The organism is Pedobacter sp. (genome assembly GCF_965279535.1).
Lineage (GTDB): Bacteria > Bacteroidota > Bacteroidia > Sphingobacteriales > Sphingobacteriaceae > Pedobacter.
The window spans coordinates 2,565,762-2,581,432 of sequence record NZ_OZ257244.1 but is presented as its reverse complement, the minus strand read 5'-3'; the positions used below and the strand labels follow the sequence as shown (position 1 = coordinate 2,581,432).

General features: G+C 38.5%; 15 protein-coding genes. 8 read left to right on the top strand and 7 right to left on the bottom strand.

The features are described from left to right. Positions 1–8 precede the first annotated feature (8 nt). Positions 9–1,286: a voltage-gated chloride channel family protein gene (locus ACQY77_RS10310; protein WP_421942226.1), complete on the top strand. Its 1,278-nt coding sequence runs from the start codon at positions 9–11 to the stop codon at positions 1,284–1,286. A gap of 50 nt (positions 1,287–1,336) precedes the next feature. On the opposite strand, the gene ACQY77_RS10305 is transcribed toward ACQY77_RS10310, so the two are convergent. Continuing rightward, a complete protein-coding gene (locus tag ACQY77_RS10305; RefSeq protein WP_421942227.1) occupies positions 1,337–2,638 on the bottom strand; it encodes an HAD-IB family phosphatase in 1,302 nt (433 codons plus the stop codon). Further along, positions 2,638–3,600 carry an NAD-dependent epimerase/dehydratase family protein gene (locus ACQY77_RS10300; protein WP_421942228.1) on the bottom strand — a complete coding sequence of 321 codons (963 nt, stop codon included), beginning with the start codon at positions 3,598–3,600 and terminating at the stop codon, positions 2,638–2,640. Before ACQY77_RS10300 ends, ACQY77_RS10305 begins: the two co-directional genes overlap by 1 nt. Before the next feature lie 72 nt (positions 3,601–3,672). Between ACQY77_RS10300 and ACQY77_RS10295 the strand changes: the two genes are divergently transcribed. Together ACQY77_RS10295 and ACQY77_RS10290 are read left to right on the top strand one after the other, a co-directional pair. Beyond that, positions 3,673–4,854 (top strand): formimidoylglutamase, encoded by a 1,182-nt coding sequence (locus tag ACQY77_RS10295; RefSeq protein ID WP_421942229.1) that lies wholly within the window; start codon positions 3,673–3,675, stop codon positions 4,852–4,854. A 65-nt stretch (positions 4,855–4,919) separates the two neighbouring features. After that, entirely contained in the window at positions 4,920–6,065 is a 1,146-nt protein-coding gene (locus tag ACQY77_RS10290) for a redoxin domain-containing protein (RefSeq protein ID WP_421942230.1), read from the top strand. Positions 6,066–6,137: 72 nt separating this feature from the next. Here the strand turns inward: ACQY77_RS10290 and purD are convergent, their stop codons facing one another. The 5 genes from purD to dcd all read right to left on the bottom strand — a co-directional run bounded on the left by purD (position 6,138) and on the right by dcd (position 12,566). Then, complete coding sequence (gene purD / locus ACQY77_RS10285; RefSeq protein ID WP_421942231.1) at positions 6,138–7,409, bottom strand: phosphoribosylamine--glycine ligase; 1,272 nt, start codon at positions 7,407–7,409, stop codon at positions 6,138–6,140. A 127-nt stretch (positions 7,410–7,536) separates the two neighbouring features. After that, positions 7,537–8,412: an SDR family oxidoreductase gene (locus ACQY77_RS10280; protein WP_421942232.1), complete on the bottom strand. Its 876-nt coding sequence runs from the start codon at positions 8,410–8,412 to the stop codon at positions 7,537–7,539. A 73-nt stretch (positions 8,413–8,485) separates the two neighbouring features. Then, positions 8,486–9,247, bottom strand: coding sequence for an enoyl-CoA hydratase/isomerase family protein (locus tag ACQY77_RS10275; protein ID WP_421942233.1), 762 nt, complete (start codon positions 9,245–9,247; stop codon positions 8,486–8,488). 8 nt (positions 9,248–9,255) lie between these two features. Then, complete coding sequence (locus ACQY77_RS10270; RefSeq protein ID WP_421942234.1) at positions 9,256–11,946, bottom strand: TonB-dependent receptor plug domain-containing protein; 2,691 nt, start codon at positions 11,944–11,946, stop codon at positions 9,256–9,258. 83 nt (positions 11,947–12,029) lie between these two features. Next, positions 12,030–12,566 carry a dCTP deaminase gene (gene dcd / locus ACQY77_RS10265; protein WP_421942235.1) on the bottom strand — a complete coding sequence of 179 codons (537 nt, stop codon included), beginning with the start codon at positions 12,564–12,566 and terminating at the stop codon, positions 12,030–12,032. A gap of 71 nt (positions 12,567–12,637) precedes the next feature. On the opposite strand from dcd, the gene ACQY77_RS10260 reads away from it, so the two are divergent. From ACQY77_RS10260 to ACQY77_RS10240, 5 genes are all read left to right on the top strand, one after another. After that, positions 12,638–13,282 (top strand): 4'-phosphopantetheinyl transferase family protein, encoded by a 645-nt coding sequence (locus ACQY77_RS10260; protein ID WP_421942236.1) that lies wholly within the window; start codon positions 12,638–12,640, stop codon positions 13,280–13,282. Beyond that, positions 13,282–14,022, top strand: a complete 741-nt coding sequence (gene lipB, locus ACQY77_RS10255; RefSeq protein WP_421942237.1) for a lipoyl(octanoyl) transferase LipB — start codon at positions 13,282–13,284, stop codon at positions 14,020–14,022. Before ACQY77_RS10260 ends, lipB begins: the two co-directional genes overlap by 1 nt. An 81-nt stretch (positions 14,023–14,103) precedes the next feature. After that, positions 14,104–14,763, top strand: coding sequence for an SGNH/GDSL hydrolase family protein (locus ACQY77_RS10250; RefSeq protein WP_421942238.1), 660 nt, complete (start codon positions 14,104–14,106; stop codon positions 14,761–14,763). Positions 14,764–14,837: 74 nt separating this feature from the next. Continuing rightward, complete coding sequence (locus ACQY77_RS10245; RefSeq protein WP_421942239.1) at positions 14,838–15,326, top strand: DUF5684 domain-containing protein; 489 nt, start codon at positions 14,838–14,840, stop codon at positions 15,324–15,326. Positions 15,327–15,329: 3 nt separating this feature from the next. Continuing rightward, positions 15,330–15,671 carry a DUF2752 domain-containing protein gene (locus ACQY77_RS10240; RefSeq protein WP_428430137.1) on the top strand — a complete coding sequence of 114 codons (342 nt, stop codon included), beginning with the start codon at positions 15,330–15,332 and terminating at the stop codon, positions 15,669–15,671.

Here is a 15,671-nt window from a genome sequence, read left to right as displayed (position 1 = left end):
GATTAAAAATGCCTGTTAAAAAAATAACTGAGGGTTTTCTGTTGCCTTCTTACCAGTTTCTAAAAATAGAATTCGGAGTACTTTTTTTGAACACCTTAAAATGGTTGCTATTGGCGTCACTGTTAGGAAGTTTAATTGGTTCGGCATCAGCATTCTTTTTAGAGAGTTTAAATTGGGTCACGCAATGGAGGGAAAGTCACCTGTGGATCATCTATTTTTTGCCCATAGCCGGATTGTTAATTGGTTTAACTTATTATTATTACGGAAAAGATGTAGTTAAAGGGAATAATCTGTTGATTGAAGAACTGCAGCGTCCTAAGCAGGTAATTCCATTGGTTATGGCTCCGTTAATTTATGTCGCAACCGTTGTTACCCATCTTTTTGGTGGATCTGCCGGGAGGGAAGGTACTGCGGTACAAATCGGAGGTGCACTCGCCGATCAGTTTACAAAACTGTTTAAATTCAAGCCCAGAGACCGGAAAATCATACTCATTTGTGGGATTAGTGCTGGTTTTGCCTCGGTTTTCGGTACACCGCTTGCAGGTGCTGTATTCGGACTTGAAGTATTTGTAGTTGGAAGTTTGGTTTATAGCGCAATACTTCCTGCATTCATTACTGCAGTAATGGCGCATTATGTATGTTTGGCCTGGGGAGTTGGCCATACGCATTATTCGATAGGGACTGTGCCAGCTTTAAATACCTTAAACATACTTTTTGCTTTGGCTGGTGGAATTGTTTTTGGCTGGGTTGCACGTAGCTTTTCTGCTCTTAACCATAGTTTATCGAATCTATTCTCGAAAATAAAATATCCTCCTTTTAGACCTTTAATTGGCGGGATAATTTTAGTTGCCATAATTTGTTTGATGGGAACGACCAAATATATTGGCCTCGGAATCCCAACAATCTCTGCTTCTTTTACTGAACGCCAAGCCTATTATGTATTTGCAATAAAGCTTATGCTGACAGCATTAACACTTAGCGCCGGATTTAAAGGCGGAGAGGTGACGCCTTTGTTTTTTATAGGCGCCTCGTTAGGAAGTTTTTTAAGCCTATTTATACCTCTACCCTTGGGTTTACTTGCAGGCATGGGCTTTGTTGCTGTATTTGCCGGCGCAGCAAATACACCGTTAGCCTGTATTTTAATGGGCATAGAGTTATTTGGAGCAGAGTCGGGGATATATATAGCATTGGCCTGCGTAACTGCATATCTTTTCTCAGGTCATACCGGAATTTACAGCGCTCAACGTATTGGAAGCCCGAAACATTTACTTTTGAAAAGACGGTAATGATTACCATTGATCATCCCCGATGAAGAAGATGATCAATGGTGATTAGTTTAGTACAATACCCTAAACTTGATAGTCTGCTCAATTTTCTTGAGTGATTTGAACAATTGCTTGTCGTATTCTGCATTGATATCGGTGATGGCATAACCAATCTCAGTATTGGTCATTAAGAACTGACCAACAATGTTAATGTTGTGTTTTGCAAAAACAGTATTGATTTTCGCCATAATTCCTGGAACATTTTTATGGATATGAATCAAACGATGTGACTTATCAATTTTAGGAAGCTGAAGATTCGGGAAATTAGAACTCAGGTAGGTAGCGCCAGTATTCATAAAATCGATCATCCGTTTCGGAACGAAATCAATGTTTCGCGGATTATTTTTCGGGTCATCAAAAACAACGATACCCATTTTGGTGCAAAGATCGGTATCCACTTTGCCCTTGGTATTTCCAAGGTAACCAATGGTTTTTAGTTTAACTGCGGCTTTTAATTGTTCCTTAGTTAGTTTTTCCCCATCTGCTAAAAGGATAACACCTACATCTTTTACGTATTTCTCTTCGAAAGATGTTTTATGCCTGATGGATAAACCATCATTTTTTAATAAGGCAATACTTTTTGGATCTACATCTCCAATTACGAGGGTAAGAATTCTGTTTTTTGGATAAGAAATTGCTCTTGGAAGATTGTTAACATATAGGAACTCATCAAAACTTGGCGTGATGTGGTCTGCTTTTTCGATAATGGTTTGGCGTGCAATATTTTCAGTGAAAGCAAAAAACTTGTTAATTAATCCGCTTTCACGAAGCTGGAAATCTGAATAACCATCTCCAATACCAAAAAGTTCTCCTTCTAGTTTTAAGTGTTGAAGCAGTTTAACTTTACCACCCTCTTCACTTAGGGGATTGGCATGATCGTAGTCAATTATTTTGCCATCTCCTGTGGTTACAAATGTATTGGCGTAGATGTTTTCCTTTTTAATGTGGTATTGGCTTACAACTGGTGTAATAAATTCTTTAAATCCACCTGAAACAATCAATACTTCATCTGCATGTTTTTTGAAGAAAGCAGCATTTCTGGAGAAAGAGGTAGATACTTTCTTTTTAAGGTGCTTAATTAATTGCTTTAAATGTTCTTCATTAGCTTCAAGCAATTTTACCCTTTGAGCTAAACTTTCAGAAAAAGAGAGTTTTCCTTCCATTGCCAGATTGGTATAATCTTCAATTTTCTGGAAAATCAGTTCTTTTTCGGGGTGTTTTTTCAAAGAGATTCGTGCAAGTTCATCAAGAGCCTCCACTTGGGTAAATGTGCTATCGAAATCGATAATGTAATATGCTTTTTGTTTGGGCATTATCTTAGGTGTTGGGTAATATCGGTTATGCTCTGTGCAATAGGTTTAAAACTGATTCCTATTTGCTGAATTATTTTATTATTGTTGTAATAACTTAAAGTTGTACTGCTTTCGGCTGTATCTTTTGTTATTGATGGTTCTTTGCCCGTAAAGATAGAAAAGAATTTTAAAGCCCGCCAGGCCAATCCAAGCATCCAGGGTTTTGCTTCTTTTTCGGGTGCTTTAACGCCGAAACCTTCAGCTATTTCAGTGAAAAGTTGCTTGTAGTGATAGTTTTCGGATGAGATAATATATCGTTCGGCATTTACATCAGAATCCATTAACTGAATCATTGATTTGGCTACATCTGTTACATCTACCAAACCTACAGCGCCATTGGTGAAAAATGGGAAACCGCCTTTAATTAATTTGAATATTGCACCGCTTCCTTCAAAGCCCGCATTTTTACCGATGATTACAGAAGGGTTAACAATTATTCCATTCAATCCTTCAGAAATACCACGCCAAACCTCCATTTCTCCTTCATATTTAGATAATGCATATGCGTGTGCCTTGGCATTATATTCCCAAAGGTCTTTCTCGGTAATTTTTTTTCCTTTTTTTGCCTCGCCTAATGCAGCAATAGAGCTCACATGAAGGAGTTTGCAATTATTCTCCAGACACAGATTAACAATGTTTGACGTGCCATCAATATTAACATGAAAAAGCTTTTTTTTATCCTTCGGATTTAAAGAAACAAAAGCGGCACAATGGTAAACCTGGGTGATGCCAATAAAGCTATCCTCAAGTGTAGCGGGCTCGTTAATATCTCCGGTTATCCATTTAATCAAGAGGTTATCTTGCAGCATGGCCGGGATTTTAGATTTTTCCCTTTTGATGGCGATAACAGTTAATCCTTTGTTGGTTAATTGTTTAATAAGCTCGGAGCCTAAAAATCCCGTTCCGCCTGTTACCAGTATCATTTATATTTTTTTTGAGCTATGTGTGGAAATACGCATTCAAAAATAGATATTTGAGCCGATAGTTTTAAATATATGTCATTAACAGATTTCTTTTCACCCATTAATCCCGAAAGTTTTACCCCCAAACGAGGGTTTTTAACCAGTCAGCTTGGGTTGAGGGCACAAATTTATACCGAAACCTTTCCTGATTTAACGGAAGAAACTTTTGATTTGGCGATTTTCGGGGTACTTGATGGAAGAAGTGCTGTTAATAATGAAGGTTGTGCATTAGGACCTGATTATTTTAGGGAGAAGTTTTACAAATTGAATGAAGGTGCTTTTAGCAGTCGGATTGTCGATCTGGGAAATATTAAGCATGGTGCTACTTTAGCCGATACTTATATTGCAGTGAAGATGGTGGTATCTGAATTGGTAAAGAAAAATATTATTCCTGTTATTATTGGTGGCGGTCAGGATTTGACCTACGCGCAATACATGGGATATGAAGACCTGGAGCAAAAAGTGGATCTGGTGATTGTTGATAATCAATTTGATATCGATGATGATAATGAAGAAGGAATTGCTACGCGCTCTGATTGTTATCTGAATAAGATTTTTTTACATCAGCCAAATTATCTTTTCAATTTTAGCAACATTGGTTACCAAACCTATTTTGTGAATCAGGAAAGCTTAAGCGTAATGGATAAGCTTTACTTTGATGTACACCGATTGGGGGAATTTGCTCAGGATATTACTTTAACAGAACCTATTATTCGAAATGCGAATATGATCAGTTTTGATATGGGTGCTATCCGTTCGGCTGATGCAGCGGGAAATGCGAACACTACACCAAATGGTTTTGATGGGGAAGAAGCTTGCAGACTTGCCCGTTATGCAGGCATGAATGATAAGCTTACTTCGATAGGATTCTATGAATTCAATCCTGCATATGATAACAACGGGCAAACTGCTTTTTTGCTGGCGCAGATGGTTTGGTATTTTATAGATGGGTTTTACTCCCGTAAGAAAGATTTTCCGTTGAGTCCGAAATCTCAATTCATTATTTATAGAACCAGTTTGAAGGACGGGTCAGGTGAGATGACTTTTGTGAAAAGCAAAAAATCAGATCGATGGTGGATGCAGGTTCCGTATCCTTCCGGGCAATCGAAAAATGAGCGGTATCACCTTGTGCCTTGCCGATACGATGATTATCAAACGGCAGTAAATGGAGATATGCCTGATTTGTGGTGGCGGACCTATCAAAAGCTATCATAATTTTACACAGCTAAATGCGTTTTAGGCGTACATATATTTATATTTGAACTTAAACTAACTTTTCCATGAAAAAAATATTATTGTCTGCAATGGCTATATTGCCTTTAGCAGCGCTGGCTCAAAAGCCATTTACCCTTACCGGGGATATTAAAGGTTTGAAAACTGGTGACAAGGTTTATCTTGTTTATCAGGGTGATGGCCAGAATGTTACCGATTCTGCATTGGTTAGCAATGGTGCTTTTGCATTTAAGGGTACTTTGGCAAACCCTGCACAGGGAGGATTATATCTAAATAAAAATCCTTATGTAAAACGTCCGGCACAAGGTGAAAAATTAGATGCATTATCATTTTATGTTGAACCTGGAGCGTTAAAAATTAAGGCAGCAGATTCACTTAAAAATGCGGTGATTACCGGATCGCTGGTTAATGAAGATGCTAAAAAACTGAAAGACCTAACGAAATCTATCAACGATCAAATTGCTGCAATTAATGCTGAGTATGGAAAATTTACTCCAGAACAGAAAAAGGATAAAGCATTAGTTGAGGCTTTGGGTGCAAGGTATGAAAAAGCCGCTTCAGGATTAGGGCCAATCTTTTTGGATTTTGCTAAAAACAACCCTAAATCTTACATCAGTTTATCGGCTGTTAGCCAGTTGACGAATGATCCGGAACAGGCCGCCGCAGTGGAAGCTGCTTTTAACGGACTATCTACTGATTTGAAAGCCACCCCAGCAGGTAAAAAATTAGCGCAATTGTTTGACGCCGGCAGAAAAACTGCTATAGGTGCTTTAGCAATGGATTTTACCCAAAATGATCCCGACGGAAAGCCGGTTAAATTATCAGATTTTAAAGGGAAATATGTACTGGTAGATTTCTGGGCTTCCTGGTGTGGTCCCTGCCGTGGCGAAAACCCAAATGTAGTTACTGCTTACAATAAATTTAAAGATAAAGGTTTTACTGTTTTAGGGGTATCTCTGGATCGTCCCGGACAAAAGGCTGCCTGGTTAAAGGCTATTGCTGATGATAAATTAACCTGGACACACGTTTCGGACTTGAAATTCTGGGATAATGAAGTAGCGAAAATGTATGGTATTAATTCAATTCCTGCTAATTTCTTAATCGATCCGACTGGTAAAATTATTGCCAAAGGGCTTAGAGAGCAAGCTTTGCAAGATAAGTTGCAGGAGTTATTGGGAAGTAAATCTAAATAATAAAATTTCTTTACAAGAAAGCCTCGGTTGTCCATCAACCGAGGCTTTCTTTTTTATATGCAGAAGTTTAATTTAAACTAAATCAAACCCGATATCTTCTCTAAAATACTTACCATCAAAATAGATTCTGCCAGCATCGGCTGTTGCCGATTGTAATGCTGTAAATAAGTCCTTTTGTAAGCTTGTAATTGCAATAACACGACCACCATTGGTTTTTACCACGTCATTTTCTAAAAGCGTTCCGGCATGGAATGTATAAGAATGGCGTAAGTTTTCGATACCTGTTATGGCTTTACCTTTCAAATATTCTCCAGGATAACCACCAGCCACAATCATAACTGTTGCTGCTACATCTTCACTCACCTCTAAATTAACTTGATTGAGTTGTTTTTGTGAAGTTGCAATAAAAAGTTCCACCAGGTCATTTTTAATTCTTGGGATCACGCTTTCAGTTTCCGGGTCTCCCATACGGGCGTTATATTCAATAACATAGGGCTCTTCTCCAACTTTGATTAAGCCGAAGAAGATAAAACCGGTGTAATCAATACCTTCTGATTTTAAGCCATTAACAGTAGGCTTAATAATGCGTTCTTCTATTTTAGCTAAAAACTCTTTGGAGGCAAAAGGAACGGGAGATACAGAACCCATACCACCTGTATTTAAACCGGTGTCTCCCTGGCCAATTCTTTTATAATCTTTGGCTTCAGGTAAGGTAATGTAGTTTTCCCCATCTGTTAATACAAATACTGAAAGCTCAATACCGCTTAAAAATTCTTCGATTACAACAGTAGCTCCTGCGGCACCAAATTTACCTCCTAACATTAATTTTAACTCTTCCTGAGCTTCAATTGTTTCTGTGCATATTAAAACGCCTTTACCAGCAGCCAAACCATCGGCTTTTAAAACTACAGGTAAAGCATGATCTTGCAGGTAAACCAAACCTTCTTCTAAAGTTGCAGGAGTGAAAGACCTTGAAGCAGCAGTAGGAATATTATGGCGTTGCATAAATTGTTTCGAGAAGTCTTTGCTGCCTTCTAAAATTGCGCCTTCTTTCTTCGGACCAATTACCGGAACATGTGCAATCGTGCTATCGTTTAAGAAAAAATCATGAATACCATTTACCAAAGGTTCTTCCGGACCAACAACAACCATGTCAATCTTTTCTGATACCACAATTTTCTTGATGGCATCAAAATCATTAACGTTCACATTAATATTGGTACCGTAAACGCCTGTGCCTCCGTTACCTGGTGCTATAATAAGTTTGTCGCAAAGCGAAGATTGACTGATTTTCCAAGCGAATGTACTTTCTCTGCCGCCTGAACCTAGTAGTAAGATATTCATAGTGGCAAAGATAAATTAAAATGTAAGATGTGGGAGGGAAAATGTGAAAAGTACTTTGAAGAATAATCGTACTGGTTTTAAGCAATTTGACTTTTAAGATCCGGGCACTTAAAAGTCAAATTGTAATTTATTTTGCATTACGTGTCATTTGCTCCAACATATCCCACATTTCTGTAGGGATTGCCTCCAGGCCATTGAATTGTCCGGCTCCTTGCAGCCATTCGCCACCATCGATGCTGATGATTTCTCCATTGATATAACCTGAAAAATCACTTACCAAAAATGCAGCGAGGTTTGCCAGCTCCTGGTGATCGCCAACTCTCTTTAAAGGCACCCTATTTTTGAAATCGAATTTTTTAGCCAGGTCTCCGGGAAGAAGTCTTTCCCAGGCGCCCTTAGTTGGAAAAGGGCCAGGGGCAATTGCATTGGTACGAATACCATATTTACCCCATTCTACTGCAAGTGAACGCGTTAAGGCTAATACACCACCTTTAGCACATGCCGAAGGAACTACATAGGCGGAACCTGTAAAGGCATAAGTAGTAATGATATTAAGCACCGTTCCGGCTTGTTTTTCTTTGATCCAGTGTTTTCCGAAAGCCAGGGTACAATTTACAGTGCCTTTTAAAACAATGTCGATAATGGAAGAGAATGCATTTGCCGATAAGCGCTCTGTAGGCGAAATAAAATTGCCAGCCGCATTATTTAGCAGCACATCAACGCTACCAAAAGTCTCAATTGATTTGGCCAAAACCTGTTCAATCTGCTCCGTATCCCTTACATCACAGGCAACTGCAAGTACTTTTCCTCCGGTTTTTTCCTCCATTTCATCCGCAGTTTTTTGGAGTACTTCTTGTTTTCGACTAGTAATGACCAGGTTGGCGCCTAATTTTAAAAAGTAAATGCCCATGGCTTTACCTAATCCGGTACCTCCACCGGTTATTACAATGGTTTTGCCTTTTAGTGCGTCTTCCCGGAGCATTGGTGAATTATATGCAAGCATGATCTTTATGGTTAAATCGGTTAGTTAATTGTTACAAAGTAATCATTTTGGCGCTTTTCCCTAAATATCCGGTTTATTTTCTTTGCAGGTTAGCTAAGATGGTTTTAAGGATATGGCGGGTTGAAGGAGACCACCACTGCGCAAGCATTTTCTCCAATTCAGCAGATTGATCCTTTTTAGTTGTGGCAATTAGTTCTTCGCGGATATTGAGTTTGCTTTGTGACCAGGTATTGCTTTCCAATTCCATGTACTTCTTAATTTTACGTTCGGCTGCAGTAAGCAGGCTTTCACTTTTCACTAACTCATCTACCAAACCCATTTTCAAAGCTTCTTCCGGGCTAAATAATTTACCGGTTAGCAAGCTTCTGGAAGCTTCAGCCTTACCGATCCAAAATGAATAAAGCTGAAAAATGCTATTGGGTACAATTATACCTACCGGAACTTCGTTTAACCCGATGATGTATTGCCCTTCGGCCATGATGCGGTAATCACAGGCTAATGCCATTACGCAACCACCCGCTGGACTATGCCCGCTAATTGCAGCGATTATCGGCTTTTTGAAAGCAACCATATTGGCTGTAAAGTTTAAAAACAATGTCCAGAATGATTTAGCCTCTTCTTCATTGTAATCATACAACTCTATCAGGTCTAATCCTGCGGAGAAAAACGGAGCGGTTCCGGTTAAGATCACGCCACCCACATTGTCATCTGCAGAAATATTATGGAGCATTTCATCCAGCTCTGTAATCAGCTCACGGTTAAGGGCATTTGATTTTCCTCTGTCTAATGTTATTGTGGCCAGTCTATCCTTAACACTTACTTTAATTGTATTCATTTCAATAATTATTTAACCTCATAAGTATATACTTTTCTTCCAAGATGGCCAAGGGCGTCTATGCCTTCTATTACGATTCTGTAGGTGCCAGGCTCATCAGCATTATAAAAATTAAAGCTGGCTTTACCCGCATTATCAGCTACAACCTGAGGGTTCCAGTAAATGGTTGTTCTTAAATCGGCCCTGCTGCTTGTGGTATTTGCATCATATTTAGGTGCATAAAATTCTCGAGATACCGAAAAACCTTTGGGGTTGTAAGTTAATATTCCTGGTGCATATCTGTCATAACTTCTTCCGCCATCACCACGTTTGGTCGTAATGATAATTACACCACCGCCACCTCTTGATCCATAAATTGCAGTGTTGCCAATGCTTTTTAACAGTTCAATCGACTCTACATCGGTTGGGACCACATTGTCTAAGAAATCTGCTTCCATTTGCATACCATCTACCACAATGGCTACGGGAATATTTTGACTGCGCATCAAATAAGGAATATTGCCCCTGAAAATGACTCCCGGAAGTCTGCCTTGTAAACATTGCGATAAGGTAATGCATGTTGATAACTGATCGGCTGTTAAAACGAAATCAGCTCTCCCTGCTCCATTAAGATTGGAAGAATTTTTCGCCGGATTTTTCTTTTCTGTGATGGTAACTTCTTCCAGTTTGATGGTTTTTTCCAATAATCCCAATCGTGCCATTTCATTAAAATAATTATCACTTTCTTTAATGTATTTCATCAATGTATTGTTCACATTGATTTCAATATCCGCTCCATTTTTGCTTTTGGTAACGATTTGTCCCGGCACTACATCCAAATTAATATCTACAAATTTCCTTTCTGTTTTTGTTCTGGCCTGTACGATGAACTTGGTGCTGTCAGAAAAACTTAAACGATCGAATACAAACCTGCCTTCTGCATTCGTAACCGTATCCAGGATATAAGCTGTACCCTTAGTGGCCATTAACATTACTTTCCCGCCAACTACAGGTTTGCCGCCTTTCATTACGGTACCGCTGATGGTAATAGATTCTTCAGGTTTGTACGTAATATTCGGGCCAATATCGTTGATTACATTTTTCCAGATGAACCTTCTATATCCCTGTGTAAGCATCAAATTATCTAAGTCTTTTTGAGTTTGAATATCATCTTTCAAAAAGTAGTAGTTGGGTTTTTCTACATATCCAACCAAATCTGAGGTAAGCAAAAGTGAGCTGAAAATATTGCTCTCATTGTTTTCGTCCGGAGTAACTTTTGTGGCATTGGTTACCGCAACTGAAAAGCTTCCTAAAACTGGTTTTTGCTGATTATGGGCGTCAAATGTAAATGATGATTTGCCTTTTCTTGCGGTAGAGATTCCGTCGGTTCCGAGGCTAAGGTCTATTGCATCAGCATTATTTTTAATAAAAACCAATCTCTCCGCCACCGGCTGGTTATCAGCTGAAAAAAGCGTAAACTGAACAATTCCGCTGGGAAGATTCTTCTTTACAATGTTAGCTACCAAAACTTGTTTATCCATTTTGGCTTTCGACACATAATAAATATTTCCGCCCTGCTGTGCAACAACCTTAAGTTCGGCGCCATTTACTAAATTTTCTGATGCCATGATTTTCAGTGCTACTTTACCTGTATCGAGGTTGTTGACATTTAAAGCGTATCCACTTTTAGCTGCTAGTGGTAGCTTAAAGTTTTTTTCCGAACCATCTTTAAATTTGACCTTTGCGCTATAACTTTTATCAGCCTGTGCATTGAAAACAAAATTTCCCATGCCCAAAGCATTGGAATTAAAGCTGGTTACTTCATTCCCAGTTTCATCTACTACCGTTCCCTGGATGCTTTCACCCTGACCGGCGGCATTAACAGCTTTTAGCGCTACCTTTTGAGGGAGCTCCTGAATTAATGTGCCACCCTCAGCCATAAACTGAACATCTATATCGTTCGAGGTTGAAGTAATCGGAATAGATTTGATTACCTTTTGTTTGTTTTCCAATGTCAAAGTTGCAATGATTTTTCCTTTTTTATTTTGGAAAGACTGACTGTTTGTAAAGCTGATTAACGCATCGCCTTTCAGATCGGTTTTAGTTTTACCTTTTAATACGCTTCTATAATCAAGTTGCACATCATAACTTACTTCGTTTTCTTTATAAGCAATCCCATTTTTATCTTCAAAATGTATAGTAGCAGTAACCTTTTCAATATTGTTTTCTTTGCTGAAACTGTATTGCGTTTGGGTAAATACTTTATTCGCCCAGCTGTTTCCAACCTTAATGGTTTTATCAAAAAAGAATTCCGTTCCAAAATTGCGCATGTAATTGGTATATGCCCTGATTCTGTAATTTCCTTCAGACAGGGAGTCGGTCAATTTAAAATCTCCCCAGGTAATACCACTCATTAAGGGAAGCTTAAGTTGTTTTTTTAAAGAGTCTTTTTCGTTAATTAACTCTACATACAAGATTTTACTGATGTTTGATGGTCCGGATGTTTTGGTATTGATAACATAAGCCTTAAACCAAATATCGTCGCCTATGGCATAGTAAGGTTTATCTAGGTGGAGATGGACTTTTTCCTGAGCATATTTACTGGTGTATTCATCTAGTTTTTTGATTAGCGTTGTGAAAGGATCATCATCCATTCTAAAGGCCGAAAAACCAATTAAAACAGCGATAACGCTGAGTGCGAGAGTAATTTTGAGTTTCATTTGTGGCTTGGTGTAAATAAAATATGCCTCAAGGTACAAAACCTGAGGCATATTTTTATGAAGTTATCCTGAATTTCGTAGCCTTAGAATTTGTTCTTCCACATCATGCTCTCAACAGGTCTTGTTGTTTTATTATTGTATTTGGCATTGCCCTTGGTGTTATACATGGTTTCTATATTACCTTCAACCACAAAATAAATCAATTGGCCAATTGGCATCCCTGCGTAAATTCTAACAGGTTGGGCTACAGATATTTCTAAGGTCCAGGTGTTACAAAAGCCAACGTCTCCTTTACCAGCAGTAGCGTGAATGTCGATCCCAAGTCTTCCGGTACTGCTTTTCCCTTCTAAAAACGGAACGTGACCATGGGTTTCGGTATACTCAAGGGTTACACCAAGATATAAGGTTCCGGGTTGTAAAACATAACCATCTTTGGGGATTTCAAAATGCTCAATTTCATTGTGTTTCTTTGCATCAAGTACCCTGTCTTTGTAAGTGGCTAAATATTTTCCTAAATGAACATCGTAAGAATTCGTTCCTAAGCTTTCTCTTTTAAATGGCTCAATAATAATTGTGCCCTTATCAATTTCTTCTAAAATCCTTTTATCCGATAATATCATTTTTATGCGTATTTTTGGCCTAAATTATCATTTATTTAAGATAGTTTTGCATGTAAACGCCATTTTTATAAATGCCCATAGTTTATAATAAAAATATTGAAGAGCATACCGTTCTGGCTATCTGGAAAATCACAGAAACCGAGGAAGAGCTGTTGGCCGGATTGCAGCTTAAGCAGCATGAACTCGATATCATTTCATCCCTTAATAATGGAAAAAGATTGCTTCACTGGCTAAGTACGCGGCTCTTGCTTCGAACTATGCTTAACACCAAAGAGTATATAGATTGTCAGTTTGACGAAGATGGGAAACCCTATCTGGTAAATTTCGATTACCACATTTCGCTAAGCCATAGCTATGATTATGCTGCGGTGATGATGAGCAAAACATCTTCTGTTGGTGTGGATATAGAGCTGATTAAGCATAAAATAAAAAGTATAAAACATAAGTTTTTAAGCGATATAGAACTTGCCCAAAAACAAATTGGCGATAATACCGAAGGACTTTATGTAGCCTGGTGTGCTAAAGAAGCCATTTATAAATGGCACGGGAAAAAGGGTCTGGAATTTAAACAACATATTCACATTAAGCCATTTAAGTTAAAAGCCGAAGGCTGTTTAAATGCAATAGTAGAATTACCAACCGGAACCAGAGAGCTCGCTGTGAACTATTTTAAAACGAATGATGGTTACATGTTGGGCTATGTTGTTAGCAATTAATGAAGAAGATGAACAGTAACGAAGATCAAACGCTTTCAGTTGGATGGGTTCCTACTCAGTTTATAGATTGGGGCTTAACAGATTACCAGGAGGCTTGGGACAGACAAGAGGAATTGCTTAACCAAACTGTTGCTTTGAAAACCGAGAACAGGGTTAAAGGAACACATTTGCCTACACCAAATTATCTGATCTTTAATGAGCATCCTCATGTTTACACCTTAGGAAAAAGTGGCCATCCCGAAAATTTATTATTGGATGAGCAAGGTTTAAAGGATAAGCAAGCTACCTACTATAAGATTAATCGTGGTGGTGATATCACCTATCATGGCCCGGGTCAGATTGTGGGCTATCCGATTTTAGACCTGGATAATTTTTTTACTGATATTCATCTTTATTTAAGAACATTAGAAGAAGCAGTAATTTTAACTTTAAAGGATTATGGTATCGAATCAGGCCGTTATCCGGGATATACAGGCGTATGGCTGGATGCCGATAATGATAAAGCCAGAAAGATTTGTGCCATGGGTGTTCGCTGCAGCCGTTGGGTAACCATGCATGGTTTCGCTTTTAATGTGAATGTAGATTTAGACTACTTTAAAAATATTGTTCCCTGTGGTATTGATGATAAAGCCGTAACCTCATTGGCAAAGGAGCTAGGCCATAGCCTGGATATGGAAGAAGTTAAGGAAAAGTTGAAAAATCACATTGCTCAGCTCTTTAAAATGGATCTTCAAGGCTAAGAATTTCGTAAATCAGAGATGAAATTACTGATTTGTCTCTTATTTTCTCTATTAACCTCTTATTGTACGAAACCTAACGATATGCTGACTAATCCTCTTTCAGAAAAAAATACAAATTCTGTTGTTTATAAATTGAACCAAACTTATCTTGCTTTAGGCGATTCGTATACCATAGGTGAAGCAGTGCCGCAATCAGCATCTTTTCCCTATCAATTGCAGGCATTATTAAAAGAACAAGGTTTAGATGTATCTGCTCCGAAAATTATCGCAACCACTGGTTGGACAACCAATGAGCTTCAAGATGCCATTAACCATACAGAAATAACACCCAGCTATGATTTTATAACCTTGCTTATTGGGGTAAATAATCAATATAGGGGCTATCCTTTGGAGCAGTATAAAAAGGAATTCTTTGCACTCCTTAATCAGGCCATCGCTTTTGCCAAAGGAGATAAGAATCGGGTTTTCGTTGTTTCTATTCCAGATTGGGGTGTAACACCGTTTGGGCAGGAAAAAGGGCAAAGTACAGAAACAATAGCCCATGAAATTGATCTCTTCAATGCTGCAAATAAAGAGATTTCAGATCTGGCTGGCGTAAGCTATACGGATATTACTCCCGCTTCCAGAAATGCAGGTCTCGACCCGGGCTTAGTGGCTTCTGATGGATTGCATCCGAGCGATAAAATGTATGCTGAATGGGCAGCTGCTTTGTTACCGAAGGTTCTGGCCAGGTTGAAGTAATTTGTAATCAAGCATTTGATTATCTGTTTTATTTTTCTAATTTTAGTTATAATCATTTAAATTAAACTAATTCTATGGAAAACTCAGATTACTATGAATCAGCCGGCGGTGGCTTCTTTGCCGCATTTTTAGGAGCGTATTTTGTTTTTATTCTTATCATTTGGGTGCTTATGGTAGCTTCCATGTGGAAAGTATTTGAAAAGGCGGGCAAACCAGGTTGGGCCGCTATCATTCCCATTTACAACACCATAATTATGCTTGAAATTGTTGGAAAACCAATGATATGGATTCTGTGGCTGCTTTTGCCTTGTAGCAATATTGTGTTTGGGATCTGGTTAACGAATTTAATCAGTAAAAGCTTTGGTAAAACTGAAGGGTTCACGGTAGGGTTAATCTTGCTATCCTTTATTTTTTGGCCAATCTTAGGATTTGGACCTGCGAAATATCTGGGCCCATCAGCTGCAGAAGCTCAAAATGGATTTGGTAATAATCCTTTTAATCATCCAAATAACCCGTTTAACAACCCTAATACACCAAATGACACGCCTCCGCCTGTTGTTTAATAGATGTTAATGATATTTTCAAACGTATTTTGCAGCTTAATCAATGTTTTTGATTGGCTGCAAAATCATTTAATACCCTGCCCTTTTAAGGCTTTAACCGGATTTGATTGCCCAGGATGTGGTTTTCAAAGGTCGTTTATTGCCCTTATACAGGGTGATTTTGGCAAAAGCTGGAATCTATACCCAGCACTAATCCCATTATTAATCTTGTTTGTTTTCGCAGGAGTTACGCATAGGTTTAACTTCAAAAAACAGCCGCTTATTTTTAGGATTCTGGTTTTATTGGTGGGGAATTTTATATTGCTCAGCTATTTTTTAAAAATGTTTACCCACATTCATCTGTAG

Bases quoted from the DNA above. Each gene is read 5' to 3' on its own strand.
- ACQY77_RS10250 (WP_421942238.1), top strand. From the start codon at position 14,104: ATGCTGACTAATCCTCTTTCAGAAAAAAATACAAATTCTGTTGTTTAT.
- ACQY77_RS10270 (WP_421942234.1), bottom strand. From the start codon at position 11,946: ATGAAACTCAAAATTACTCTCGCACTCAGCGTTATCGCTGTTTTAATT.
- ACQY77_RS10305 (WP_421942227.1), bottom strand. From the start codon at position 2,638: ATGCCCAAACAAAAAGCATATTACATTATCGATTTCGATAGCACATTT.
- ACQY77_RS10295 (WP_421942229.1), top strand. From the start codon at position 3,673: ATGTCATTAACAGATTTCTTTTCACCCATTAATCCCGAAAGTTTTACC.
- ACQY77_RS10280 (WP_421942232.1), bottom strand. From the start codon at position 8,412: ATGCTTGCATATAATTCACCAATGCTCCGGGAAGACGCACTAAAAGGC.
- ACQY77_RS10300 (WP_421942228.1), bottom strand. From the start codon at position 3,600: ATGATACTGGTAACAGGCGGAACGGGATTTTTAGGCTCCGAGCTTATT.
- ACQY77_RS10240 (WP_428430137.1), top strand. From the start codon at position 15,330: ATGTTAATGATATTTTCAAACGTATTTTGCAGCTTAATCAATGTTTTT.
- ACQY77_RS10275 (WP_421942233.1), bottom strand. From the start codon at position 9,247: ATGAATACAATTAAAGTAAGTGTTAAGGATAGACTGGCCACAATAACA.
- ACQY77_RS10260 (WP_421942236.1), top strand. From the start codon at position 12,638: ATGCCCATAGTTTATAATAAAAATATTGAAGAGCATACCGTTCTGGCT.
- lipB (WP_421942237.1), top strand. From the start codon at position 13,282: ATGAAGAAGATGAACAGTAACGAAGATCAAACGCTTTCAGTTGGATGG.
- dcd (WP_421942235.1), bottom strand. From the start codon at position 12,566: ATGATATTATCGGATAAAAGGATTTTAGAAGAAATTGATAAGGGCACA.
- ACQY77_RS10310 (WP_421942226.1), top strand. From the start codon at position 9: ATGCCTGTTAAAAAAATAACTGAGGGTTTTCTGTTGCCTTCTTACCAG.
- purD (WP_421942231.1), bottom strand. From the start codon at position 7,409: ATGAATATCTTACTACTAGGTTCAGGCGGCAGAGAAAGTACATTCGCT.
- ACQY77_RS10290 (WP_421942230.1), top strand. From the start codon at position 4,920: ATGAAAAAAATATTATTGTCTGCAATGGCTATATTGCCTTTAGCAGCG.
- ACQY77_RS10245 (WP_421942239.1), top strand. From the start codon at position 14,838: ATGGAAAACTCAGATTACTATGAATCAGCCGGCGGTGGCTTCTTTGCC.